Raw genomic sequence first — 24184 nt, 5'->3', positions numbered from 1 at the left:
ACTGAAAGGATACAATATGAAAATAAATTTCTGATTAACTTTGGAACAGTTTTTTTTCACATTTGACTTTGCCCTTACGGAAAGGTGTACATTTGGAGTATGGAGATGATCACTCGGCTATCGATCGGCGAATTTTCAAAGACATGCAAAGTATCAACAAAAACACTGCGATACTATGATGAAATCGGACTCTCCACCCAGAAGACATTAATCCTGAAATCGGAAGGTCTATCCGCAAAGTCCGAGAATTTCTTATACGCAGCCTTCTCCAACCGAGAACGACATTGAGAAGGCTACCGCTTATATCAATCTTTCACAAAACATAATTCAGGGGTATTTAATCTATTTATTCCTATTTATTCACACAACAAAGTCACCACAAAGCTTTTTCTCTTCTTCCTGCTCGATAAACAGATAATTTTCAGGACGGCCCAAAACAGAAAAAAGTGCCAAAAGCAACTTCCAACCTTGAAGCGGACTTCCGCATCTAAACTTCAACACTTCTCCTTCCGCTAAAGTAAACCTCAAAGTTGGGCTTGTACACCAAGCAATCTTCACTTGAATAACATGCTCACCAGGCGGTAAATCAATTCGCAGCCTTCCTCCATCTTTGATAGTTCCCATCTCAGCCCCATCAATTAGCACTGAATACTCTCTCATTTTGTTGATGTACTGCGATGTCCTGCTCATTTCAATGTACGTCTTTTGATTCACGATGACACACCCTCAAAGTAATGATCTTACAGGCGAGAAGCGCTAGAACCCTTCCGCCATACCGTTATTTCCCTTCCTAGTATATTATAACTTGCTGTGCTTCAGCTCTCCGTCGGCAAAAATCCCTTTCAGCTTCAGTGTGCCTTCTACTTGAGCTTTTAAAAAAACACCCGCTTGTTTAACGAGCGGATGTTAGAACTTTCGAAATTATTGATTGATATCTTTTAGCGCTTGTTTCGGTTGCGAATTGAAAATCAGCAATGATGCAATAATGGCAATCATAACCCCTAACGCACCAACCCAGGTAATCGAGGCCAATGATACGTTTTCCACAAAAACCCCTCCTATACCTGCGCCGACCGCCATGGCGAATTGCATCATTGACTGATTCATGCTAAGCAAAACACCTGACATTTCCGGTTCTATTGTAGCCAGGTGAAATTGCTGTGTCGGACCGGTGGACCATGCGGCAAACGACCATAATATGAGAATCACCAACACTCCGATATAGGAATGAGTGACAAGTGACAGCAGAATCAGTGTGACGATATGCAATGTCATCCCGCCAACGAGTGTAAAGGGTACTCCCCATTTATCGGTGCTATATCCCCCAAACTTTGATCCAACCAAACTGGCAATTCCAAATATAAGCAAAACACCGCTAAGCAACTTGCCATTTATACCTGAGATGTTCAAGAGATACGGTGACAAATAAGTGTAAGCAACAGAATATCCCCCGAGCCAGAAGAAAGTGATTGATAATCCCATAGCCACTTTCCGTTTTTTGAAAAGAGCAAGCTGTTGAAGCAAAGGCACAGGCTTATCCCCTTCAGTATGCGGAAGAGTAAAGAAAATAACGACCATTGCGATCAATCCCAACAAAGCAATTGCTCCAAATACAGACTTCCAGCCTAATGCTACTGCTATCATTCTTCCAAGCGGAACACCTATGATTAAAGAAGCGGTAAATCCCATCACGACCGTAGCGATGGCACTGCCCTGCTTCCCTTCCGATGCAATCTTAGCGGCAATCGTTAATGCGGTGACAACAACCACACCTGCTCCCATCGCCATAATGATCCGCGCTGCAATAAACCATCCATAACCAGGCAGTACAAAAGCCAGGACATTACCGAACACAAACAAACCTAGGGCATACATCATCAATTTGCGTCTATCCATACTTGCTGTCAACGCCATAAGTATGGGTGTAGAAAGAGCATATACAAGTGAGAAAATGGTAATAAGCTGGCCCGCGGCAGCTAAAGTGATCCCGAGAGTATGAGCAATTTGATCCAAAATTCCCGAAATGATGTACTCTGAGGTTCCAACTAAAAAGCTGACAATGGCTAAAATATAAATTTTCCAAGTGTTAGACATAAAACATTCACTCCTTAATTATCAATAAACATATCACGAATTATCGATATGTTATTATAAAAAATAAACACATCGTAATATGTCGATATGTATGGTGTAAAAATAAACATCTTTTGATGTTTATTTTTATATCTCTGTTTTAAGAAAGTCAGCAAGTTTCCCAATGGCTTCTTCATCTCTTTTGTAATATGTGTACTTTCCAATACGCTCCGCCTTAATCAAGCCGGCTCTTAAAAGGATGGTAAGATATTGAGAAGCTGTCGATTGCGTCATTTTCAATTTGTCTGTTATTTGACTGACACATACCCCGATTGTGTTCATATCAATCCCTTCATGGGGTGCAAAATGACGATCGGGCTCCTTCAGCCATTGTAAAATTTGCAGCCTTGATTCATTTGATAAGGCTTTGAATACTTCAATTGGTTCCATATCGATTATTATATCGTTATATTCCGATATGTCAATCCGTTTTTTGGATATTTTTAATTAAAGGTTTATCTCTGACTAATTCCGTGAAATGAAACTGAAGACAGCATATCAATTTTGTTCACCGCTTAAATTTATCATCAAGCTTTACGAAATTGGTCTCATAATCATGTCACTAAACACTTGGGGGAACCCGGCAGGTGACAAGGATGTTTTCAAATATTGTTCAAGTGACTAATCACCAGCATCAAATTCATGTATTTAAAATAGATGTAAAAAAACATCCGCTCATAACAACAGCGGATGTTAGATCTTTCGACAGGAATAACACAACAGTGTACTATGAATTGACATCTCTTTATGTCCGCTTAGGATATGAATAAAAGTTATCAATGATACCATAATTGTAAAACAAAAGAATCGGCAGTTCTTTATGTTCAATTCACAACAAATTCCATACCGTCTTAACATTTATTTTCTTTAGATTATAAGATCTTTTCCAAATTTTTCTCTAGATCATTACATAATTTAAATACCATCACTCGTTCACCTGTCCGGGAGCTTAAATCAGTATGAAAACTTTTCACTTTTTCTCCGGTTATTTTTAAGATAATATCCTTAAGGCCTTCTATACCTGATTCAACTAACTCCGAACGAGTTTGTTTGATAGATAACATACCCTCTTTTGATCCACAAACTACATATTCGGCTGGTGTTAAAATCCCTTTTAAATTGACGATGATCATGTCCCGCAGTATATCAGTCTTAACAGATACAGACCCCCGCCCAAGATAATCCTTCTCCCATTGAGTAATGGACTTACTGATCTCTGATTCAATAGAACCCTTAGACTTTTTCATATCTAATACATCTCCTGAGCAAAAAAATTGGCATATTCTATTTGTGATTTCGTCTCATTAATATTCTCTTACAACATATCCTTCATATACACCTTCAATATCCAAATCAGTTTTACCGTTTCTTGTGACCACTATCATTTTGGATAACATATTTTCTTCCATCATAGAGTGGACATGCAAAAATCGAACATTTCCTGAATGGGTTTCCTCAACTTCTTCATAAGACTTTAGATGATAAAAATCAATTGCTTTTCTAATTAGTTTTTTTATACATTCCATATTTTCACGATCAAACGAGTTCATGTCCTCTATTGTTTTCGTGACAAAATCAGTTAAATTAGCGCTCATACAATCTCCTTAGAACTGCTTTCTCCATATATGGGTGCGTTTAGAAGTTAAACCTGCATTTCATCATGACAAGCAATGATCAGGTAAGGCTTGACCTGTTTTAACATCAGGAACCTCCACGATTGAGGGTTTTCCATCCTTATGATGAACGAATAAACCTCTAACTTTAACATATGACGGCACTAGGGGATGATGTCGAATCATATCAACACTTTTTTCAATGGTGTCACTGCTATTTTCATTTAGCCATTCATCGACCGTACCACCTAAAAATTCAGGCTTGCAATTTTGAAACAGATAATCCAATGTTTGTATTTTATCTTTCATTGTTTCAAGTTGAGTTAGTCCATTACCTGCGGAAGTCTTCTTATCTTTTGTTCCTACTACAAAAATCTCCTCAACATCTTCCTGGTAAATCGCAAAAATAACAGACCTCATGATTTCTCCATAAGGATGTGAAATACTGGCACCATAGCTTTGTATAGTCAACATATTCTCTGCAGAAGTGTTAGTCGCTTCTTGTAAAATAGGCTCCAAACCGTTTTCAATATCCGTCAAAAATAATACTTTTTTATTTTGGTTTACATTCATACAGCACACCTCTTCCTTATGTTTATCATTTTTATTTTGAATAACAAATCCATTTGATAAATGCTTAGATTCATCATTACCAGCTTTCCCAACATCCTTCTGGATCAATATTAGCCAGTCGGACCCATCCATTTTGAACTTTTTGCAGAAATGCTGAGTCATGATTTAATAACCGTTCTACATATTCTCTAGGTGCTTGGATGAGTATCAATAAACGAAGAGGAGAATGATAGGCCTCGTGATCTGATTCCATGACGGATTGCCAAGGCAGTCCGGCTAACAAGTCGCTTGCATTCCCCTGCATAACGCCGAGACCTGCAGTAACGGTTTGAGTTGCTTTATTTCCGCTGCCATAATAATGAGGCGCTACCGTTGATGCGTAATATTGTAAATTAATCCATTGGGCTACAGTACCAGGTCCTGCAATAATATTTGCTAGGAGTTCACCGCTTTCATCCTGCTTCCAATCATAATTATGGAGAAAGGCTCTGCCTTCCAAATCACAATCCTGAGTTAGTTCACGTTTACCGATAATAAAAGCGGCATTACGAGCCAGTCCCCATTCCGGACGTATCTCACTCCAATCTTCCGCAAATCGGTTTGCCTCAGCCTTCGGATTTTTTAGCTTCGATTGGAAATTCGGTAATTGGGCTAGACGTTCTGCGTTTACATGATGTCTCACTTTCGGCATAACAGCTTCAATTTGTTCAAATGCTTCTTGTGCAGCTTCGGAAAGCTCTGGTACATAAAGCCAATGTAATTCATCCACCGTTGTATTATGTTCAGCTGCTGCAAAAACCGTATCCTCAGGGATTTTAATTCCTTCAGTTAAAAGAGCTTCTCGTACCTCTGATAGATTACATAAAGCAGCTAAAACTCTAGCATTGAATCCACCGGCCGCTCCACCGCAGGCACCACAATCAAGGGCTGCGGAATAAGGATTATTAGTGCTTTGACTGCCATGCCCGCAGATCACGACCAAGGGTGCGATGTTTTCTGTTAACCCCATCATTTTTAATGCTTGGCGAGCATAGTTCACTTTTTCTTCATCAGTAAAACCCACAGGTATTTCTGCCTCTGTAGTATCATGATGAAGCGAGAGTTTTGTATCAGGTTTGCGCAACCAAGCCTCACGGAGATTACGAATGAAACGACCCGCCTTTCTTGGCACAAAGCTACGTGCTGCCATTTGCAGAGTAAGCCAAGGTCCACTTAGCTCAGGCAGTAGTAAGCTCGAAAGCGCATTCTGCTTCATCGTTTTAAAGGTATGGCTTAAAGAATGAATTGCTTGCTTCCGTTGATTGTATTTTTTGAATACATCCTCATCTGCGAACTCTTTTATTTTATTTTGCGGTTTTTGTATGATCGGCAAGGAAGCATGACTGTGTTTACTGCCAAGTTCACAAGTTGCAATCGGCACCCCGAAGAAACCAGCAATACCAATCGTTTCAAACGGGCCTTCTTTTTCTAGTTGACGACGAAAAGGTTCTGATCGTACATCGATGCAGAATGCTAATTGAGCTAATGCAGATTTTTCACCGCCGGTTTCACGTTGTTTCGAGATGATCTTCTGGCTTAATCGATCAGTGTACGTTTGTTCCCAAGCTTCTAACCAAAGTTTCTTGCGAAGTTTCTCATCAAAGCTGTAGGCAAATGATAAATATTCGTTTTGTTCAATGGCCGTCATCTGTGACCATTCTTCTAATGTAAGCCCACCCCAATGAATCCAAGCTGCTATAAGGGGAGCAATTGAAATTGTTTTCTTAGATCGTTCATTCAAAGGTAAGTATGGCTTTATAAGAGCCCACTCCATGGATATTCGAACCGCTAAGTATTCTGTTAGGAGTGCATGTTCGTGGCTCGATTGCTGGGAGCGCCAAAGCATCATCCCTGCCCATCCAGGTAATGAAAGTAAATGACCTTCAAGATAAGTCTGGATTTCTGACTCTGGGATTTCTAGTGCGAATAAGGCTTCTTGTAAAGCCAAATGTGCCTCTTTCGGCCAACCTTTTAACCTTTCTCGCTGCTTTTTACTAAGTGCTGGATCATATTGAATGAGATGCTGCCAAGCACGATAGAAACCTTCCTCACGATTAGGCATTGTCCAGCCTGCTTGAGAGTCATCAAGATATAATTTACTCCATTTAATGACATGATGATCTAGTATATTGACTAGCCTTTCACCATCTTGATTCTCTATATACGAACTTAGTGGCTGCATAAACACATTCTCGATATGATCCAATCCACTACATTCACCTACTAATTTCTCCAGCTCATGTGATGATAAAAGGTCGGAAGGCAGGGGATCTAACTTTAATGCAGCATGACAAAATCGCTCTGCCACGTCCCGTGGAATGTGATAGGAATGTGAATCAAGCCAACGCTGCAGCCCCATTTCCACAAAATCTTCATCAATCTCACCTTTATTCTTTGCTGAACGGATCATAGACGCACTAGGGTATATATCAACATCGCGAGTGTTTTTCAACCAACTTGCAACCTGATCAAAAGGTTGGTTTTCAAGTCCCATCCACGGATTACGTGCAGCAAATGTAGAAATAGGCCAAAGTGGCGCAATCACTCGGCTGGCAGATGTAATGAAAACGTTAAGATCCCTTTCTTGAACATCAATATCTGTATCTATCTTTTTTACATTATCTTTCGTTAATACGGATGTAATGCCCATCTCAGATTAGCTCCTTATGAAATATATTGTTTAAGGTAGTCTGGGTGACTCTCTACTGACTTTGGTTTTGCTTCACCTAATCGGACTAACCAAAGATAGAGTACCGCGAAAAAAACGGAAGAACGATGACGAGCAACCCACGTACCTAAAGCACTGCCAAAGAGTAAGAGACATACGACAATCATGACAGCTGACATTGGAGGTTGAACACTTTGAAAAATGGTTGTATGCAGCCACTTATAGAAAAGGTTATGAATGATAAAATATACGAGGGCTGCTCCTCCTAAAACAGTTAAGCCGGCAATTCGGCCAATTCGGCCCTCTCCAAAAGCGACAAGCTGAGTCCAAGAAACGGACAATGACCACCCTAAGATCAGCGCACTAATGAATTGATATCCCTCTCCAGGAGCAGTGAGCCAAAAAGCAACACCTATAACTAAGGATAAAATCCGACCAGCCATGACCCATAAATAGGATGTTCTTTCATTAGTACGAGCCGATACTTCATGACGCCCTACTGCTGAACCAGCTTGTAGAAACAACGTAGCCTTGAATAAACCATGTAAAATAAGATGAATAATGGCTGCTATATAGGCGCCTAATGCACACTGAATGAGCATAAACCCCATTTGTCCAATCGTGGAGCCTACTAACTGGCGTTTATAATCAACCTGGACTAAACTAATTCCAGTTCCAATCAATACAGAAATGCCAGCAAGCAGAAGTAAGATAATCGAAGCGATACCACCATGAAATAGAGGTGAAAATCGAGTTAGTATTATTCCTCCAGCATTTACTAAACCTGCATGCATAATTGCAGAAACAGGGGTTGGAGCAACAATAGACTCAACCAACCATCTTTGGAATGGCCATTGAGCTGCAGGAATGATCACCGCCAGTACAATCAATAGCTGAATCCCTGTTCTCTCCCATTCTCCCAGCCCAGCTAAACTTTCATTTGTTACAACCAATGATAACTGCCATTGACCTGTGGCATGAAAAAGCCACATCATTGCGAAAAACAGAGAAAACCAACTTAACAAAAATAAGCGGCCAGAAACCTTGGCTGCTTCACTAGCCACTTGCCAAGCACTGTTTAACCTAATAAGTAAGGTTAAACCAACAAGAGTTGCTCCCCAAAATAGAACCATCAAGCGGAGATCGCCACTTAACCATGTCATTGAAGCAGCACCTGTTGTGAAAGTAAAAAGCGTAAAATATTTTCGATAAGATCGATCCCCCATTAAGTAACGTACAGAAAAACGCTGAATGATGAATCCAATTGCAAGAACAAAGAAAGTCATTAAACAAGCTAAGGAATCTAAGTGCCAAGGGCCAACATTTCCACTCACACCACTATTGGCAAGAATCAGTAAGGAAACCAAAAGTGGTAAAGCCAAGATCCCAATATGAATGCGAACAAAACTCAAGGGTACTCGCGGATGTAAAAACAATAGTCCACTTATCCCAGAAGCCATAAGCATAATAAAAAATAATGTTAATAATGATGACAAACTCAGCGAAACTAACATTCTAAATTCTCCCTTTTTTAAAACTCATTATTGTTCAAAAGACCTTTCAATCAGATCATATTTGTCTATTATTTATTTCAATTTTTATTTATCTCTATTTTTTTCCAACAAAAAAGCCGACAACTTCAAAATTTCAATGATTATGTTAGATCATTGAATCCTGAAAATTGTCGGCTTCACTTCAACTAACTTCAGCGAAGTTTTTTGAAGTGCTACCTTATTATTGGTCTTTACTTTATGCTATGTTTTCATTTCCTTTAATATAGTCCTGATTATCAAATAAATCGACTCATGTTCTCTTCCTTTTTTATTAGGATACTTTTTCATCCTATCAATATTTAAAATTAAATATGAAAAGAATGCTAAAGGCCTAAATATTTTAAAAGGAAAAATAAACATCTGCATCGATTATTAAGTTACGTATAAGATATGCTAAATTTTAAAAGTTGTCAAGTTTATCAGTAAACTGGTCTTTACTTTCCTCTAAAAGAATCCAACCCATTATAGATGATTCACTTTCAATGAGGAACATCCATTTCAGATGAAGCTCGCTTTTCCAGATCGAGGAGCAGTGTCTTCATTTCGAATCCGCCCCGAAAGCCAGTTAATGAGCCATTCTTTCCTATTACACGATGGCACGGTACAGTAATTAATACCGGATTAGCCCCAATAGCCGCACCTACAGCACGAACAGCTGCTGGTTTATTTATATCATTTGCAATGTCGGAATAGGATTTCGTCTGTCCATAAGGAATTTCACAAAGTGCATTCCAGACGGCTAGCTGAAATTGCGTACCGGCGTACTCAACTGGAACAGTAAAGTTTTTCCGCTTTCCTTCTAGATATTGAGTGATTTCAACGGCATAGGGTTCAAGCTTATCATCATCTTCAACAAGAAGACTTCCCGGAAAGCGTTTCCTAGCCCATTCGAACAATTCCTCGATTGGTTTGTTCTGTGAACCTACAAACACAAGCCCCTTTAAAGTTGAAGCAATATAAAAATTCCAATTCTTGAACATTAGTAAAGACCAATAAAGGGTTGGTTTATTTGTTTCCATTGTACGTTTCCTCCATTTTACTCATTTGACGAAATTGTGCTGGTGTCTGTCCAGTTTTCTTTTTAAATAAAGTAATAAAATAAGGCGCGTTAGCTATACCCACACATATAGCGATATCTCCAATCGATTTATTTGTCTGAATCAAATTCTTTTTAGCCGCGTGTACTCTAACTTGTTGTATATACTCAACCAGCGTAATGCCTTTAATCTTTTTAAATGTTCGATGCATATGATACGGACTCCCATGACAAATATCTGCTAACGATTCTAGCGTTAATTTTTCTGTGAAATTTTTATCAATGTATTCAGTAATTAAATCAACCCACTCGCTATCAGGCATTTTTTCATTAGTGGGCTTGCAACGTTTACAAGGGCGAAAATTTGCGCGGAGAGCTTGTTCTGCGTTTGGAAAAATGCATACATTTTCTTTTTTCGGAACGCGAGATTTACAGGATGGTTTACAGAATATCCCTGTCGATTTAACAGCGTAGAAAAATTGATTATTGTACGCTGCATCATTATTTATAATTGCTTGCCACTTTTCATCTGTTATCATTTCTACATCATTCGAAATTCTATGATCATGGCTCTCTTTATGTCCGTTATTGATACTATCCGGCATTTATCTCACCTCTCCTTACATGGCTCATCTAATTCATTTTGAATTGAATCCCAATTTAAATTTTCGACACGCGTTTTTTATATCTTGGGCCATTTTTATCTACTCCCGTTTAGCATTCTTGATAACTACACTATAACCTCATAAATAGAAAAAAATAAGATGGTTAGAATGTAATAGCAAGATAACAAAATGAGTAAAGATGATTATGTGATAAACTAATTTCAACCAGCGTGAGTTTTCTTATAATTATTTAAGATAAGGAGAATGAAAAAGTGGCATGGCATGAAGTCAATGATGTTATTGTCATTACATTACCTGAAATTTTCGACATGAATGCGAACCTAGGCTACCTAACCAGGGAAAAAAATGAATGCATGTATGAAATAGAGAACAATACCATTACAAAAGTTATAGCCATTGGGGAAATTCGGTCCTTAGTGCAGGTAAGCGTAATCAATAATAAACAAATGATTGTTCAATTCCTAAACGATTCTAGACCTGTTGAGCAGTGGAAACGGGAAGAGATTGTAAAATATATTCATGAATGGTTTGATCTTGATAACGATTTAACTCCATTTTATGAAATGGCAAAAGCAGATCCATTACTTAAAATGCCTGCCCGAAAATTTTATGGGTTGCGAGTGATCGGCATTCCCGATTTATTTGAAGCTTTATGTTGGGGAGTTTTAGGACAACAAATTAACTTAGCCTTCGCGTACTCCTTAAAGAAGCAATTTGTAGAAGCATTTGGCGATTCTATTGAATGGAATGGTAAAAAGTATTGGGTGTTCCCACCGTACGAACGAATTGCACGGTTAACCCCTACCGACCTGGCAGATATTAAAATGACGGTAAAAAAAAGTGAATATATCATTGGAATAGCCAGATTAATGGCAAGTGGAGAATTATCGAGGGAAAAATTAATGAAAATGAACTTTAAAGATGCTGAAAAAAACTTAATTAAAATACGAGGAATCGGTCCTTGGACAGCCAATTATGTTCTAATGCGCTGCCTTAGGTTCCCGACAGCTTTTCCAATCGATGATGTGTGTCTAATTCGTTCGATAAAAATATTACGTAATATGAATCGAAAGCCTACGAAAGATGAAATCTTAGAAATATCGTTTTCATGGAAAAAATGGGAGTCATACGCTACCTTTTATTTATGGCGTGTCCTTTACTGAATCATTTCAACTTAAACCGGAATGTACTCAATAAAAAAAGGATGAACTTTAAAACCTAATCTCACAAGTACATTGTAAGTGCGACTTCTAGAATTCTTTTGCCTTTATTAATTGACAATAAAAAAACACGTTATCATTCCAATAGGCTCTCCGGTTTTCGGATTTCTAGCATGCTTTATTCCAACTGCTATCAAAAGCGTATCATAATGAGGAACTGCTCTCTTATATCTGTATTAACATTAGAAAACTCAGTTAGGCAAAAGTCTTAATGCCTTTTAACCTGATTGACCGACCTAATGAGGAAACATCTTAAATCTATAGCCATGGTCGATCGATAGTCGGGTCCAGTACCATCAACTTCTTTAATCCATTTTTCCACTGTAGACGTTCTTTCTCTTTTGGACATAAAAACACCCCTTTAGATAATCTTATCCAAAGGGGTTAAACATTTATTACTCCACAGTAACACTCTTCGCAAGGTTACGCGGTTTATCAACATCACAGCCGCGATGCAGTGCAGCATAGTAAGCGATCAGCTGCAATGGAACAACAGATACCAACGGAGCAAGCGCTGGGTTTACTTCCGGCAGTACGAATCTGTCATCCGCATCGTCTAGGCCTTTCAGTGAGATGATGCATGTGTTTGCTCCGCGAGCGGCAACTTCTTTGACGTTTCCGCGGATGCTTAGGTTTACGTGCTCTTGAGTTGCCAGTGCGAATACTGGTGTTCCTTGTTCGATCAAGGCAATCGTTCCGTGCTTTAGCTCACCGCCGGCAAAACCTTCTGCCTGGATGTAAGAAATCTCTTTCAGCTTCAGTGCGCCTTCGACACATACGAAGTAGTCAAGGCCGCGTCCGATGAAGAAAGCGTTTCTGGATACAGTCAGGTATTCACGGGCGATCATTTCCATTTCGTCTTTCTGGTCGCATAGAGCTTCCATTGCGTTTGCAGCGATACCGAGTTCTTTGACGAGGTCAAATCCGATATCGATGCCGTTTTTGTCAGCAGCCACAGAAGCAAGAACCGCAAGAACTGCAATTTGTGCAGTGTATGCTTTCGTTGACGCAACAGCGATCTCAGGGCCTGCATGAAGCAGCAATGTATAGTCAGCTTCACGAGAAAGCGTTGATCCAGGTACGTTTGTGATTGTCAGGGCTTTGTGTCCGAGCGCTTTGACTTGAACGAGAACCGCGCGGCTGTCTGCTGTTTCTCCGCTTTGAGAAAGGAAAATGAAGAGCGGTTTCTTAGACAGAAGCGGCATGTTGTAGGAGAATTCACTCGCTACATGCACTTCAACCGGCACGTTTGCCCACATTTCAATATATTGTTTACCGACAAGTCCTGCATGGTAGCTTGTTCCGCAGCCAATGATATAGATGCGGTCCGCTTCCGCTACAGCGGCAGCGATATCGCCAGGCACAGACAGCTTGCCGTTTTCATCTTGATACGTTTGGATGATTTTGCGCATAACAACAGGCTGCTCATCCGTTTCTTTCAACATGTAGTGAGGGTACGTGCCTTTTTCGATATCACTGGCATCAAGCTCAGCAATATAAGACGCACGTGTAATCACGTCACCATCAAGGTTTTTGATGACAACTTGGTCATCAGTGACGATAACCATTTCTTTATCCATCAGCTCTACGTATTCGTTGGTTACTTGAAGCATCGCCATCGCATCAGATGCTACGACGTTGAATGTATCTCCAAGACCTACTAATAGAGGGCTTTTGTTTTTCGCTACAAAAATCGTTTCTCTGTTGTCGTTATCGAATAAAGCAATTGCATAAGAGCCTTTTAACAGTGTAAGTGTTTTGCGGAACGCTTCTTCTGTCTCAAGTCCTCCATTGACGAATTGCTCGATTACTTGAACGACTACTTCTGTATCGGTGTCACTTTTGAGCTCTACATCTTGCAAATACTCTTGCTTCAGCTGAACATAGTTCTCGATCACGCCGTTGTGAACAAGTGTAAAGCGGCCCAGTGCGCTTTGATGCGGGTGAGCGTTCAGATAGCTTGGTTCGCCGTGTGTCGCCCAGCGAGTATGCCCAATTCCGGCTTTCGCTTCTACATTGGCATCCACAACTTCACGAAGATCTGCAATGCGTCCTTTTTCTTTGAACACATGGATTCCCTGTTCGTTGGCAACAGCAATACCAGCAGAGTCATAACCGCGATACTCAAGCTTCTCTAACCCTTTTAATAAAATTTCCTTCGCATCAAGCTGACCGATATAACCTACGATTCCACACATATTTTTCTTCCTCCTAAGATTGTAAAAGGAGACGAAGAAAGTCAAATTTCAAGGGGACTTTCAATCGTCCCCTCCTACATGTTTTTTGGAAGATCATGTGATTTCTCTTTGTTCAAGGAGTCACCCCCTTGGTTTGAAGAAATCCTTACGGCTGTGATCTGCACACTCAGCCGGGAGGCATCCGCCGAAAATTCGATAACCTCCATCCTCGTCAACTAAGCCTTTTTCCGGGCGCTTAGTTCGGGCGCTATAATTATAGGTAAAGCAATAATCCCGTCTTCTTTTCCTATTGAGAAAATAAGAACAAGACAAGCTTGATTTTACAACATGTGGCATAAACGGTCAATTGTTTTTTAAACAACTTTGCCGTATGTCTCACAATTATCTTATGTAAACCTCGCTTGTCTTGTTCACTCTCTGATAATAGACTTCGTTACTCTAATCCCATTTCTGACCGGACGACTTCAACAATGCGATTGACATACTCATCGCACAGCTCTTTCGTCTTCGCTTCAGCCATGACACGGACGAGCGGTTCAGTTCCTGAAGGGCGCACCAAAATCCGGCCGTCGCCGTTCATTTCTTTTTCAACTTCAGAAATAACTGCTTTTACTTTTTCATTTTCTTCAACTTTATATTTATCAGTCACTCTCACATTGACTAACAGCTGCGGGAACTTCTGCATTTCAGCTGCAAGCTCTGACAGTGGCTTGCCTGTGGCTTTCAAAGTGTTCATCAGCATAATAGCAGACAATAATCCGTCCCCTGTCGTGTTGTAATCAAGGAAAATAAGATGTCCTGACTGCTCTCCGCCGACGTTGTAGCCGTCTTTTTTCATTGCTTCTACTACGTAGCGGTCGCCGACAGCTGTCTGTACGCTTTTGATGCCTTCTTTTTCGAGCGCCTTATAGAAGCCGAGGTTGCTCATCACGGTTGAAACCAAAGTATCATCCTTTAAACGGCCCTCTGATTTCAGGTGTTTTGAGCATATGTACATGATTTGGTCGCCGTCTACAATATTTCCTTTTTCATCGACAGCAATCAGGCGGTCGCCGTCACCGTCGAATGCAAGGCCGAGATCCGCGTTTTTCTCTTTGACAAACGCGCTGAGCGCTTCGGGATGAGTCGAACCGACGCCGTCATTAATGTTTAATCCGTTCGGGGAAGTTCCCATTGTAGAAACATCTGCATCTAAATCAGCAAACAGGTGTGTCGCCAAGGATGACGTTGCGCCATGGGCACAGTCCAATGCCACATGAATGCCTGTGAAATCTTCATCAGCTGTCTGTTTTAAGAATTGCAGATATTTTTGTCCGCCTTCAAAATAATCGTTTACAAGTCCAAGGTCTGCTCCGACAGGTCTTGGCAGCTTATCCTCAGGTTCGTCCATCAGGCGCTCAATTTCAGCCTCTTGTTCATCAGAAAGCTTAAATCCATCTCCCCCAAAGAATTTGATGCCGTTATCCTGCACTGGGTTATGAGAAGCGGAAATCATGACGCCCGCCTCTGCATCCATCGCTTTTGTCAAATAAGATACACCTGGTGTAGAAATGACGCCCAGACGCATGACTTCTGCGCCAATGGATAAAAGTCCGGCGACAAGGGCTCCCTCCAGCATATGGCCGGAGATGCGTGTATCGCGGCCTATCAGCACTTTTGGACGTTGTTTGTCTTTTGTCAGCACATAACCGCCGAAACGTCCGACTTTAAAGGCCAGCTCAGGTGTAAGCTCACTATTGGCGACACCTCTTACACCGTCTGTTCCAAAATACTTGCCCATTTTATAATCGCTCCTTTTTTATTCCGATGAGGATTGTGAATTCGCAGTGGATTCATCCTCATCCTGATCTTGGTTTTGATCTTTATTTTCGTCTTGGTTTTGATCGTTGTTGTTTTTATCAGTGTTCTTTGTATCTTCTTGCTGATTGTTCTTTTGATCATTTGTTTGTTTATCTGTGTCATCCTGGTTCCCTGATGTATTGCTGCTGTTATCATTCGTTGATGTATTGCTTTTCTTAGACGTCAGCTTGATTTTGGCGTTTTTCCGCCCCAAGGACCAAGTTACATTCTGTGGCCCGTTCACTTCAAGCTTCACGCTATGCTCCCCGTCCTCTAAATCTGAAACATTCACATACAATTCAATATCTGATTTTTTCAGCTTTTTTATATTCGTGGGAGAGCCTTTAGCCGTTACATCTATCGCTTGTGATTCAGGATCAAGAAATTCAATGTTTTGTGAGCTGCTCAGCCCTACAGTCTTGATAGGGACATTCTCGAACTTCTGATCCGCTTCACTATCGACTTCTATATGCAAAGTCACCTTTGACGGTGAGATTTTTTTGACACCGTCAGGAAGCGGAATATCTGCCTCGATATCGGAATCCTTGTTAATTTTACTTAAATCTAAGCTGACGCCGTCAATAAATTCAAGAGAATCCAACACATCCTGTGAGCCGTAAACCGTTACCTCACTGGGGCTGGATTCAATATTCGCTATGCTGACACCGTCAGGAAGGCTTCCTGTCCGTTCAATTTTAAAGGGCACTTTTTTACTCGGGCTTGTCACCGGAACGGTAATCTTGATGACCGAGGGCTCCACGTCGACAGGAAGCGCGTTTCCGTCTTTATCATAGACAGTCACTTTCGCTTCCTTTTCAATCGTTTCATCTGCGTTTTCCAAATTCACTGAAGCTTTTACAAGAGAAATATTATCGATGACATTTTTCGATCCGGTAATCTGCACATTTTTCGGACTGACAATCGGCTGCTCCGGAGAATAGCCTTTTTTCATCTTGCTTTTGTTGTAGTACTCCACTTCTACGGGAAAACTTTTGGTCGTCCGTTCCTGAATGGTCACTGTCGTAACAGACGGATTAATTGAGATTGTCAGCCCATCCGACACGTTTTTGGCCTTAAGCTCAACCTTATGTGTGCCGGTTTTCAAATGTTCCATATCAGCATATATTTCAAAGTTCTTGGTCTGCCGAGCCTTTTTCACGGCGCTTGTCGAGCCTTTTATCGTGACATTAACCGTTTGCGGAACACCCGTCACGACGTAATTTTCATCATCATAATACGCTTTAACCGGAATATCAGTCAGAGTTGCTTCATCTGTTGTTGATGTCGGAAAGAAAGATTCACCCGGTTTTTTCGGAGTCGGTGCTTGGTTGCTGTTAACCGCCACATAAAGCAAGAGCGCGAAAAGCAGAGCAATGATTTTCACAGCCCAGCGGTTGTTTAAGAATTTATCCATTTTTCTTGCCCCTCCAATACCAGCGGTTAGAAGAAGTGTCTCTGGTGTTTTTCTTAAACTCGGCTTCAAGCATTTCTTTCAGCGCTTCTTCTGTCAGCTCTCTGTGAAGGTCGCCGTTCTTTGCCACACTGACGCCGCCGGTCTCTTCAGACACAATAATCGTCAAACTGTCTGTTACTTCACTGATACCGACAGCTGCTCTGTGCCGCGTGCCCAGTTCCTTTGAAATAAACGGGCTCTCAGAAAGCGGCAGATAACAGGCGGCCGCGGCAATTTCATTATTTTTCATAATCACCGCACCGTCATGAAGCGGGGTGTTTGGAATAAAAATATTTATCAGCAGCTCAGAGCTGACTTTGGCATTTAGTGGTATGCCGGTCTCAATATAATCCCCCATTCCAGTATCCCGCTCAATGGTCAGCAGGGCGCCTATACGGCGTTTCGCCATATAATTGATCGCTTTTGTAATGGCCTCAATCGTTTTCTGCTGCGCTTCTTCAACAGGCGTGCCGCTCCTCGAAAAAAAGCGGCCGCGGCCTAGCTGTTCAAGCGCTCTTCTCAGCTCAGGCTGAAAAATAATAATAATTGCTAAAAATCCCCATGTTATCGCTTGGTCCATCAGCCATTGAAGTGTGCTGAGGCCCAAATATTGGCTGGCCATACGAACAAGCACGATGACTACAATTCCTTTTAACAGCTGAACCGCTTTCGTGCCGCGTATCACCATAATCAATTTATATATCACATACCAAACAAGGAGAATATCAACGGCATTGCCGAGGTACTGCAAAAAAGGGATATCCTCAAAAGCCATTTCCTCGTCCTCCAAGATTTCAGTCATTTCGTATTTTGTGTTTTACGTGTTACGCATATGTACTTTACATAGCGAGCCCATTATACCACATTTCGATTTAGCAAGTGAAATGTGCCAGCCCTCTCAGCCCGCAAAAAAAGAGCAAAGCGGCTAACGCGCTTTACTCTTCTCCGTTCGGACTGAATGCATCGAGTACACTTTTCCCCGCAGACTTCATCTTGTACCATGTCCAGTCGAATAATTGATTGATTTCTTCAATCTGACCGGTGACTTGTCCAGCAGAGGCCATATACTTTTCGCCGTTTACGACGGTTACATCCCCGTCTATTTTGCCTTTAATAATCAGCTTGCCGTTTTTAACAGTGACATCACCTTTGACCGTCTCACCTTCTGGCACGGTCACAGTATGGTTATGAACCACAAGATTCGGCTGCTTGGACACGCTGAAATTGTGGTCATTATGCCAGCTGTTAAAAAAACCCCCGCCCATCAAAATGATGAATACCGCAGCAGCTGCGATAACGGGATGGGTTCTGAACCATCTTTTTACAGAAGCTCTTTTCTTCTCCTTAGGCAATTTTGCCATGACATTAGCGGTAAAATCCGCGGGGGCTTCGACATGCGATGTGCTCCGTACGAGCGCTATGGATTTCTCCATCTCGTAAAAATGCTTTCTGCATTTCTCGCATGTCTCCAGATGTTCATTTAATACGTGTTCATCTTTTGGAAGGATATCTCCATCAAGATGCATATGCATAAGCTGCACAATTTGTTCAGGACAGCTCATTTCATCACCCCACTTAAAGATCCCTTAATTGTTTTCTAAGAGCCTCTCTGCCTCTGTGAATCCGCGTTTTCACAGTCCCCACAGGGATGTTTAGAATCTCCCCGATTTCAATTAATGAGAGTTCGTCAATATACTTTAATACGATGACTGTTCTGTATTTGTCAGGAAGCTTTAAAATTTTCTGCTGTATCGTGTTTGAGAGCTCCAGCGATACAACTGCATCTTCAGGCAAAACACCATCTGCGGCGATTTGAGAATACATGGTCAAGCCTTCCGTACCAGCCACCTCTGCATCGAGGTAATAATCCGGCTTCTTTTTGCGAATGCGGTCAATGGTCAAATTGGTCGCGATTCGATAAAGCCAAGTTGAAAATTTCCGGTTAATATCAAAACTGTCGATATTAACGTACGCTCTGATGAAAGCTTCCTGTGCAATATCCTCCGCCTCATGCACATTGCCAAGCATACGGTAGCAAAGCTGATAAATTTTATCTTTGTAAATATCTACGATGTCCGCAAATGCATCCTGGTCGCCTTTTTTGACTTGTTTAATTCTTTTTTTAATCATCATTTCCATATTTATCTAACCTCTGCCTTCACCGGTCTGTATGTATACGAGCTTCGATTCAAAAGGTTTCAATTTTTTTATAAAATAAGTTTAACAAATTTTTGGCAGGGTGTAGATGGTAATTCGTGAATAAACTACCTTAACATATTTTTAAAATTATTATACAGACTGAACAGTTAGAAGTTGGAATGATTTTTCCGAAAAGAAAAAAGACACCTTTTGATCAAAGGTGTCTGTGACTGGGCTAGCTGGATTCGAACCAACGCATGACGGAGTCAAAGTCCGTTGCCTTACCGCTTGGCTATAGCCCAATAATGGTGGAGGGGGGCAGATTCGAACTGCCGAACCCTGAGGGAGCGGATTTACAGTCCGCCGCGTTTAGCCACTTCGCTACCCCTCCACATAAAATTTTGAAAAAACAGTGCCGGCAAGAGGACTTGAACCCCCAACCTACTGATTACAAGTCAGTTGCTCTACCAATTGAGCTACACCGGCAAGATGGTGGAGGATGACGGGCTCGAACCGCCGACCCTCTGCTTGTAAGGCAGATGCTCTCCCAGCTGAGCTAATCCTCCAAATGGTGACCCGTACGGGATTCGAACCCGTGTTACCGCCGTGAAAGGGCGGTGTCTTAACCGCTTGACCAACGGGCCGTTGTGTTCTCGTCGAGCTGACAAAAGTTATTATATACAGGTCACCCCCTGTTTGTAAAGAGAAAAATTAAATTTTTTATTTTCAAACTTTTTAACTCCTTTTTTAACTGAAAAAGCCTCCCAACTAAAGCCATTTATTTTATGATAGAGACAAGCAAAGCAAGAGAGGAGAAACCAATATGATTCTAGTCAGTTCTTGCCTTGGAGGCATTGAATGCAGATATAACGGCTCTCACGCAGCGTCGGAGAAAATCAGAAAACTCGTCGATGAAAAGAAAGCAGTCATGGCTTGCCCTGAACTTCTCGGCGGCTTCTCTACCCCACGCGAACCCGCAGAAATCATAGGAGGCACCGGCGAGGATGTCCTCAATGGAACAGCGAAAATCGTGACAGCTTCAGGAGAAGACGTCACAGAACTATATATGGAAGGCGCCGCGAAAACATTGGCTTACGCAAAAGAAATCAACGCTTCTGCCGTCATATTAAAAGAAAACAGTCCATCTTGCGGAAGCGGTTTTATCTATAACGGCACATTCTCTGGCAAAAAAATCACCGGCAGCGGAGTAACCGCCGCACTGTTAAAACAAGCGGGCTACCGCGTCATTTCGGAAAACGAGCTTGACGACATCTTGTAAGGAGGCCACCCCATGACTCAAGACATTTCTTTATCCTTCTATAAGCCTGAACACTTGCCCGAGCTCCAATCATTCACGCTCACCAACGATGACAAACGCTTTACCTCCCTCCCGAAAGAGGTGCTGTCTCAGGCTCTGGGCATACAGGACCGATACCCGGTTGTTATCTTAAAAGACGACCTTCCAGTCGGTTTTTTCATTTTACATGCATCAAAAGAAACGCTTGCTTCCTATTCTAACAATCCATTTGCTTTACTGCTCAGCTCCCTGTCTTTAAACGCTGTGCACCACGGAAAAGGCTATGCGAAAAAAGCCATGCTTTTGCTTCCCGCTTTTGTGAGCGGATATTTTCCATGGTGCGACGAAATCATCTTGGCCGTCAATCATCTGAACATACGCGCAAAACACCTTTATATGAAAAGCGGGTTCCTTGATAAAGGACGGCGAAGAATCGGCCCGCTTGGAGAACAGTTGATCCTTCAACATTTCTTATAGTCTTGAGTGAAATAAAATTTCAAAAATTTAAAAACATAGTTGAAATATCATAACAGAAATGAATATACTGAATATTGAGATATATCATTTTAAAACAGGGGGCATCCTCATGTCAGAACCATTAAACCTTCACCGTCTTACAACGGAATCACGCAATAGCCAAACAGTTGAAATCCACAAAGCAAACACTCTTGGCATCCTCAAAATGATCAACAACGAAGATATGAAAGTCGCTGCAGCCGTTCAGGAGGTTCTCCCCGACATCAAAACAACTGTAGACTGCGCATATGAATCGTTCCAAAATGGAGGCCGGCTCATATATACAGGCGCCGGCACAAGCGGCAGACTCGGCGTCATGGATGCTGTTGAATGTCCTCCCACCTACAGCGTAAGCCCAGATCAGGTCATCGGAATCATGGCTGGAGGCCCCAAAGCCTTTTTACAGGCAGCAGAGGGCATTGAAGACAGTGAAGAAGCAGGAGCTGAAGATTTAAGAAACATACAGCTCACTTCAAATGACACCGTCATTGCCATCGCAGCAAGCGGCCGCACACCGTACGCCGCAGGCGCCCTAAGATACGCCCGCAAAGTCGGAGCACACACCATCGCCCTTACTTGCAATGAAAATTCCGCCATCAGCAAGGATGCGGATCACAGCATTGAGGTTGTCGTCGGACCTGAGGCCATTACAGGATCAACACGTATGAAAGCCGCAACCGCACATAAAATGATTCTAAACATGATATCTACCGCTGTAATGGTCAAAATCGGCAAGGTTTACGAAAACTTGATGGTAGACGTCAACGTTAGCAACAAAAAACTAAAAGAACGCGCCATCAGCATCATCCAAAGCCTTACAAACGCTTCATACGACACAGCCAGATACACTCTGGAACAAGCCGATCATCACGTCAAAACAGCAATCGTCATGCTCAAAACAAGCACAGATCAGAAACAAGCAAAGACATTACTCGATGAAGCAAACGGTTTCATTGACAAAGCAATCGAACATTACCATCCATGATAAGGAGAGAACTAGAATGGCCACAGGCGGTTTAGCGATCATCCAATCAATGAAGCATAAGCTCCCTCCATCCGAGCGCAAACTTGCAGATTATATCCTAGCCCATCCCCACAAAGCAATCGAAAGCACGGTCAACGAAATCAGCGCCTTAGCCAATTCAAGTGACGCTGCCGTCATCAGGCTCTGCAAATCACTCGGTTTGAAAGGATTTCAAGATTTAAAAATGAGAGTAGCAGGCGATCTGGCAAAGCCTACTTTTCAGGGCTACCGGGATATTGTTCCCCACGAGCCGCTGCCCTCCATTTCCGAAAAAACGGCCGGCAATGCCATTCAAGCCATTCAGGATACTTCAGACCTGATGGATTACAAAGAGCTTGAACGAGCGGTTTCTCTGCTTCTCAAAGCTCATACCGTGCATTTTATCGGTCTCGGGGCTTCCGGCATTGTCGCCAAGGACGCCCAGCAAAAGTGGCTTCGCATTCATAAACAAGCAACCGCGTTTACAGACACTCATCTTGTGGCATCTTTAATCGCAAATGCAGATAAAGACGACATCGTATTCGCCATTTCGTTTTCAGGAGAGACACAGGAAATCATTGAACTGTTCGCCATGGCCAAGGAAAAAGGCATCACAACGATCAGCCTCACACAATTCAGTCAGACATCCGTCTCCGCACTGGCTGATGTCCCATTGTATACAGCCCATTCCAATGAAGCCTTGATTCGAAGTGCGGCCACTTCCTCCCGCCTCGCCCAGCTTTTTATAATTGATGTTTTGTTTTTAGGCATGGCGGCTGAGCAGTATGAAACGACAATCGGTTATATCGATAAAACGAGAGCAGCCATCCAATCTATGAGAAAAAAATAAGGCATCTTGAAGGGGAGGGGTTTTAATGAGTAAAGAAAATAACTACCATCATCTCGCACAGAAAATCCTTGAGCTATGCGGAGGAAAATCCAATATTTCTTCATATACGCATTGCATGACACGCCTGCGCATTACGCCTTACGATGAAAGCAAAGCGGATGCTCAGGCTTTAAGAAAGCTTGACGGCGTATTGGGGGTCGTTGAAGCTGAAACCTTACAAATTATCCTCGGCACAGGAGTCGTCAATCATGTTACAGCTGCTTTCTCAAAGCTCGTGTCAGCAGCAGAAGAAGGTGCCGATGTCAAAGACGCAGCGGCCAAAAAGAAAGCCGATATCAATCGAAAAAACGCCACTCCTTTTAAACTTTTCTTACGTAAAATTGCCAGCATTTTTATCCCTCTTATTCCCGCTCTAGTCGCTTCCGGTTTAATTACTGGGATTACCAAAGCAATTATTCAAGCAGGCTGGCTCTCTGCAGACTCACAAATTGCGGTTATCCTGACAGTCATCGGATCAGGGCTGTTCACTTATCTCGGCATTCTCGTTGGTATTAACGCTTCGAAAGAATTTGGCGGGACACCCGCACTTGGGGCTTTGGCCGGGATCTTGATTATCAATCCGGAGATCGCAAAAATCAGTTTATTTGGAGAAGAGCTTCTCCCGGGCAGGGGAGGTCTGATCGGCGTCCTTTTCGCAGCCATATTCATTGCTTACACCGAACAATTTATTCGCCGTTTTATCCCTCAATCACTCGATATCATTGTCACACCCACCGTTTCACTGTTAATCACCGGAATCGTAACGTATGTCGTATTTATGCCTTTAGGCGGATTCATTTCTGATGCTATTACATCCGGCCTACTGTCCATCCTGGACATCGGCGGCATCGCTGCGGGCTTTATTCTGGGCGCAACCTTCCTTCCTCTCGTCGTAACCGGACTGCATCAAGGCTTGACGCCTGTGCACATGGAACTGATCAATTCAATTGGCAATGATCCTCTGCTCCCTATTTTGGCTATGGGAGGTGCAGGACAGGTAGGCGCGGCCTTTGCCGTTTTCGTGAAGACGAAAAAAACAACACTGAGGAAAGCAATCGCCGGCGGGCTTCCATCGGGACTGCTCGGCATTGGTGAACCGCTTATTTTCGGAGTCACGCTGCCGCTTGGCCGTCCGTTTTTAACAGCATGTTTAGGAGCTGGAATCGGCGGCGCCTTTCAAGCTTATTTTCAAGTAGCCACCATTGCGATTGGTGTCTCCGGACTGCCGCTTTCCTTTCTAGTCCTGCCTTCGCAAATCATTTTGTATATCATTGGGCTCTTTATTTCCTACGCGGCCGGTTTTTTATTAACCTATGCATTCGGATATAAAGATGAAATGGCTTCTCAGTTCGATTAAATTGTTTCTGTTTTAGGGATAGTAAACGGGAT

The 24184-nt window shown here is 42.1% G+C and carries 23 protein-coding genes, 5 tRNA genes and 1 pseudogene; 7 read left to right on the top strand and 22 right to left on the bottom strand.

Annotated features, from left to right (window positions below; genetic code table 11):
* Positions 1–105 precede the first annotated feature (105 nt).
* Positions 106–257, top strand: a pseudogene (locus MKY50_RS01305) (MerR family DNA-binding transcriptional regulator); the annotation flags it as partial.
* A 103-nt stretch (positions 258–360) separates the two neighbouring features.
* Here MKY50_RS01305 and MKY50_RS01300 read toward each other — a convergent pair.
* From MKY50_RS01300 to adaA, 10 genes are all read right to left on the bottom strand, one after another.
* Entirely contained in the window at positions 361–714 is a 354-nt protein-coding gene (locus MKY50_RS01300) for a hypothetical protein (RefSeq protein ID WP_341116036.1), read from the bottom strand.
* Positions 715–921: 207 nt separating this feature from the next.
* Positions 922–2094: an MFS transporter gene (locus MKY50_RS01295; protein WP_017694956.1), complete on the bottom strand. Its 1173-nt coding sequence runs from the start codon at positions 2092–2094 to the stop codon at positions 922–924.
* Between the two features lie 126 nt (positions 2095–2220).
* Positions 2221–2523 (bottom strand): ArsR/SmtB family transcription factor, encoded by a 303-nt coding sequence (locus tag MKY50_RS01290; RefSeq protein WP_003234907.1) that lies wholly within the window; start codon positions 2521–2523, stop codon positions 2221–2223.
* Positions 2524–3005: 482 nt separating this feature from the next.
* Positions 3006–3380 carry a DUF2294 domain-containing protein gene (locus MKY50_RS01285; RefSeq protein WP_003246482.1) on the bottom strand — a complete coding sequence of 125 codons (375 nt, stop codon included), beginning with the start codon at positions 3378–3380 and terminating at the stop codon, positions 3006–3008.
* A 57-nt stretch (positions 3381–3437) separates the two neighbouring features.
* Complete coding sequence (locus MKY50_RS01280; protein WP_326253290.1) at positions 3438–3728, bottom strand: DUF6407 family protein; 291 nt, start codon at positions 3726–3728, stop codon at positions 3438–3440.
* 63 nt (positions 3729–3791) lie between these two features.
* Positions 3792–4319, bottom strand: a complete 528-nt coding sequence (locus MKY50_RS01275; protein ID WP_100506624.1) for a carbonic anhydrase — start codon at positions 4317–4319, stop codon at positions 3792–3794.
* Between the two features lie 76 nt (positions 4320–4395).
* Positions 4396–7008 carry a DUF2309 domain-containing protein gene (locus tag MKY50_RS01270; protein ID WP_341116035.1) on the bottom strand — a complete coding sequence of 871 codons (2613 nt, stop codon included), beginning with the start codon at positions 7006–7008 and terminating at the stop codon, positions 4396–4398.
* A 14-nt stretch (positions 7009–7022) separates the two neighbouring features.
* Positions 7023–8540: an NADH dehydrogenase subunit 5 gene (locus MKY50_RS01265; RefSeq protein ID WP_116316294.1), complete on the bottom strand. Its 1518-nt coding sequence runs from the start codon at positions 8538–8540 to the stop codon at positions 7023–7025.
* 518 nt (positions 8541–9058) lie between these two features.
* Positions 9059–9598, bottom strand: coding sequence for a methylated-DNA--[protein]-cysteine S-methyltransferase (gene adaB / locus MKY50_RS01260; protein WP_029317265.1), 540 nt, complete (start codon positions 9596–9598; stop codon positions 9059–9061).
* Positions 9585–10220, bottom strand: coding sequence for a bifunctional transcriptional activator/DNA repair enzyme AdaA (adaA, locus tag MKY50_RS01255; protein ID WP_069322324.1), 636 nt, complete (start codon positions 10218–10220; stop codon positions 9585–9587). Before adaA ends, adaB begins: the two co-directional genes overlap by 14 nt.
* A 272-nt stretch (positions 10221–10492) precedes the next feature.
* Here adaA and alkA point away from each other — a divergent pair, with 272 nt between their 5' ends.
* Entirely contained in the window at positions 10493–11404 is a 912-nt protein-coding gene (alkA, locus tag MKY50_RS01250; protein ID WP_341116034.1) for a DNA-3-methyladenine glycosidase II, read from the top strand.
* Positions 11405–11669: 265 nt separating this feature from the next.
* Here the strand turns inward: alkA and MKY50_RS01245 are convergent, their stop codons facing one another.
* From MKY50_RS01245 to MKY50_RS01190, 12 genes are all read right to left on the bottom strand, one after another.
* Positions 11670–11810, bottom strand: a complete 141-nt coding sequence (locus MKY50_RS01245; protein ID WP_129010101.1) for a hypothetical protein — start codon at positions 11808–11810, stop codon at positions 11670–11672.
* Between the two features lie 46 nt (positions 11811–11856).
* Entirely contained in the window at positions 11857–13659 is a 1803-nt protein-coding gene (glmS, locus tag MKY50_RS01240) for a glutamine--fructose-6-phosphate transaminase (isomerizing) (protein ID WP_015252962.1), read from the bottom strand.
* Positions 13660–14092: 433 nt separating this feature from the next.
* Positions 14093–15439, bottom strand: coding sequence for a phosphoglucosamine mutase (gene glmM / locus MKY50_RS01235; protein ID WP_014478651.1), 1347 nt, complete (start codon positions 15437–15439; stop codon positions 14093–14095).
* Positions 15440–15457: 18 nt separating this feature from the next.
* Entirely contained in the window at positions 15458–16912 is a 1455-nt protein-coding gene (cdaR, locus tag MKY50_RS01230) for a CdaA regulatory protein CdaR (RefSeq protein ID WP_131227045.1), read from the bottom strand.
* Positions 16905–17726, bottom strand: a complete 822-nt coding sequence (gene cdaA, locus MKY50_RS01225; protein WP_003223651.1) for a diadenylate cyclase CdaA — start codon at positions 17724–17726, stop codon at positions 16905–16907. Before cdaA ends, cdaR begins: the two co-directional genes overlap by 8 nt.
* A 160-nt stretch (positions 17727–17886) precedes the next feature.
* Complete coding sequence (gene rsiW, locus MKY50_RS01220) at positions 17887–18513, bottom strand: anti-sigma-W factor RsiW (protein WP_015252964.1); 627 nt, start codon at positions 18511–18513, stop codon at positions 17887–17889.
* A 13-nt stretch (positions 18514–18526) separates the two neighbouring features.
* The gene (gene sigW / locus MKY50_RS01215) at positions 18527–19090 is read right to left on the bottom strand and encodes an RNA polymerase sigma factor SigW (RefSeq protein WP_003223646.1); all 564 of its coding nucleotides are present in this window, start codon (positions 19088–19090) and stop codon (positions 18527–18529) included.
* A gap of 230 nt (positions 19091–19320) precedes the next feature.
* A tRNA-Gln gene (locus MKY50_RS01210) sits at positions 19321–19392 on the bottom strand.
* Between the two features lie 4 nt (positions 19393–19396).
* Positions 19397–19481, bottom strand: a tRNA-Tyr gene (locus MKY50_RS01205).
* Positions 19482–19503: 22 nt separating this feature from the next.
* Positions 19504–19576: transfer RNA gene (locus MKY50_RS01200), tRNA-Thr, on the bottom strand.
* A 4-nt stretch (positions 19577–19580) separates the two neighbouring features.
* A tRNA-Val gene (locus MKY50_RS01195) sits at positions 19581–19656 on the bottom strand.
* 3 nt (positions 19657–19659) lie between these two features.
* Positions 19660–19734, bottom strand: a tRNA-Glu gene (locus MKY50_RS01190).
* Between the two features lie 179 nt (positions 19735–19913).
* Between MKY50_RS01190 and MKY50_RS01185 the strand changes: the two genes are divergently transcribed.
* The 5 genes from MKY50_RS01185 to MKY50_RS01165 all read left to right on the top strand — a co-directional run bounded on the left by MKY50_RS01185 (position 19914) and on the right by MKY50_RS01165 (position 24152).
* The gene (locus tag MKY50_RS01185) at positions 19914–20369 is read left to right on the top strand and encodes a DUF523 domain-containing protein (RefSeq protein WP_021481932.1); all 456 of its coding nucleotides are present in this window, start codon (positions 19914–19916) and stop codon (positions 20367–20369) included.
* 12 nt (positions 20370–20381) lie between these two features.
* Positions 20382–20864 carry a GNAT family N-acetyltransferase gene (locus tag MKY50_RS01180; RefSeq protein ID WP_032722859.1) on the top strand — a complete coding sequence of 161 codons (483 nt, stop codon included), beginning with the start codon at positions 20382–20384 and terminating at the stop codon, positions 20862–20864.
* A 109-nt stretch (positions 20865–20973) separates the two neighbouring features.
* Complete coding sequence (gene murQ / locus MKY50_RS01175; RefSeq protein ID WP_015252967.1) at positions 20974–21888, top strand: N-acetylmuramic acid 6-phosphate etherase; 915 nt, start codon at positions 20974–20976, stop codon at positions 21886–21888.
* 16 nt (positions 21889–21904) lie between these two features.
* Positions 21905–22756 carry a MurR/RpiR family transcriptional regulator gene (locus MKY50_RS01170; protein WP_251187350.1) on the top strand — a complete coding sequence of 284 codons (852 nt, stop codon included), beginning with the start codon at positions 21905–21907 and terminating at the stop codon, positions 22754–22756.
* Positions 22757–22781: 25 nt separating this feature from the next.
* Positions 22782–24152 (top strand): PTS transporter subunit EIIC, encoded by a 1371-nt coding sequence (locus MKY50_RS01165; protein ID WP_251187351.1) that lies wholly within the window; start codon positions 22782–22784, stop codon positions 24150–24152.
* Positions 24153–24184 lie beyond the last annotated feature (32 nt).

Source organism: Bacillus sp. FSL R7-0685, assembly GCF_038002425.1.
Taxonomy (GTDB): domain Bacteria; phylum Bacillota; class Bacilli; order Bacillales; family Bacillaceae; genus Bacillus; species Bacillus subtilis.
This window is presented reverse-complemented; position numbering and strand designations above follow the sequence as displayed.

What these genes read in the sequence shown, in the direction of transcription:
- MKY50_RS01295 (WP_017694956.1), bottom strand. Translation starts at nt 2,094, where the DNA reads ATGTCTAACACTTGGAAAATTTATATTTTAGCCATTGTCAGCTTTTTA.
- MKY50_RS01290 (WP_003234907.1), bottom strand. Translation starts at nt 2,523, where the DNA reads ATGGAACCAATTGAAGTATTCAAAGCCTTATCAAATGAATCAAGGCTG.
- cdaA (WP_003223651.1), bottom strand. Translation starts at nt 17,726, where the DNA reads ATGGCTTTTGAGGATATCCCTTTTTTGCAGTACCTCGGCAATGCCGTT.
- cdaR (WP_131227045.1), bottom strand. Translation starts at nt 16,912, where the DNA reads ATGGATAAATTCTTAAACAACCGCTGGGCTGTGAAAATCATTGCTCTG.
- rsiW (WP_015252964.1), bottom strand. Translation starts at nt 18,513, where the DNA reads ATGAGCTGTCCTGAACAAATTGTGCAGCTTATGCATATGCATCTTGAT.
- sigW (WP_003223646.1), bottom strand. Translation starts at nt 19,090, where the DNA reads ATGGAAATGATGATTAAAAAAAGAATTAAACAAGTCAAAAAAGGCGAC.
- adaB (WP_029317265.1), bottom strand. Translation starts at nt 9,598, where the DNA reads ATGGAAACAAATAAACCAACCCTTTATTGGTCTTTACTAATGTTCAAG.
- adaA (WP_069322324.1), bottom strand. Translation starts at nt 10,220, where the DNA reads ATGCCGGATAGTATCAATAACGGACATAAAGAGAGCCATGATCATAGA.
- MKY50_RS01285 (WP_003246482.1), bottom strand. Translation starts at nt 3,380, where the DNA reads ATGAAAAAGTCTAAGGGTTCTATTGAATCAGAGATCAGTAAGTCCATT.
- MKY50_RS01265 (WP_116316294.1), bottom strand. Translation starts at nt 8,540, where the DNA reads ATGTTAGTTTCGCTGAGTTTGTCATCATTATTAACATTATTTTTTATT.
- MKY50_RS01270 (WP_341116035.1), bottom strand. Translation starts at nt 7,008, where the DNA reads ATGGGCATTACATCCGTATTAACGAAAGATAATGTAAAAAAGATAGAT.
- glmS (WP_015252962.1), bottom strand. Translation starts at nt 13,659, where the DNA reads ATGTGTGGAATCGTAGGTTATATCGGTCAGCTTGATGCGAAGGAAATT.
- MKY50_RS01185 (WP_021481932.1), top strand. Translation starts at nt 19,914, where the DNA reads ATGATTCTAGTCAGTTCTTGCCTTGGAGGCATTGAATGCAGATATAAC.
- MKY50_RS01275 (WP_100506624.1), bottom strand. Translation starts at nt 4,319, where the DNA reads ATGAATGTAAACCAAAATAAAAAAGTATTATTTTTGACGGATATTGAA.
- MKY50_RS01245 (WP_129010101.1), bottom strand. Translation starts at nt 11,810, where the DNA reads ATGTCCAAAAGAGAAAGAACGTCTACAGTGGAAAAATGGATTAAAGAA.
- MKY50_RS01180 (WP_032722859.1), top strand. Translation starts at nt 20,382, where the DNA reads ATGACTCAAGACATTTCTTTATCCTTCTATAAGCCTGAACACTTGCCC.
- glmM (WP_014478651.1), bottom strand. Translation starts at nt 15,439, where the DNA reads ATGGGCAAGTATTTTGGAACAGACGGTGTAAGAGGTGTCGCCAATAGT.
- MKY50_RS01170 (WP_251187350.1), top strand. Translation starts at nt 21,905, where the DNA reads ATGGCCACAGGCGGTTTAGCGATCATCCAATCAATGAAGCATAAGCTC.
- MKY50_RS01165 (WP_251187351.1), top strand. Translation starts at nt 22,782, where the DNA reads ATGAGTAAAGAAAATAACTACCATCATCTCGCACAGAAAATCCTTGAG.
- MKY50_RS01280 (WP_326253290.1), bottom strand. Translation starts at nt 3,728, where the DNA reads ATGAGCGCTAATTTAACTGATTTTGTCACGAAAACAATAGAGGACATG.
- murQ (WP_015252967.1), top strand. Translation starts at nt 20,974, where the DNA reads ATGTCAGAACCATTAAACCTTCACCGTCTTACAACGGAATCACGCAAT.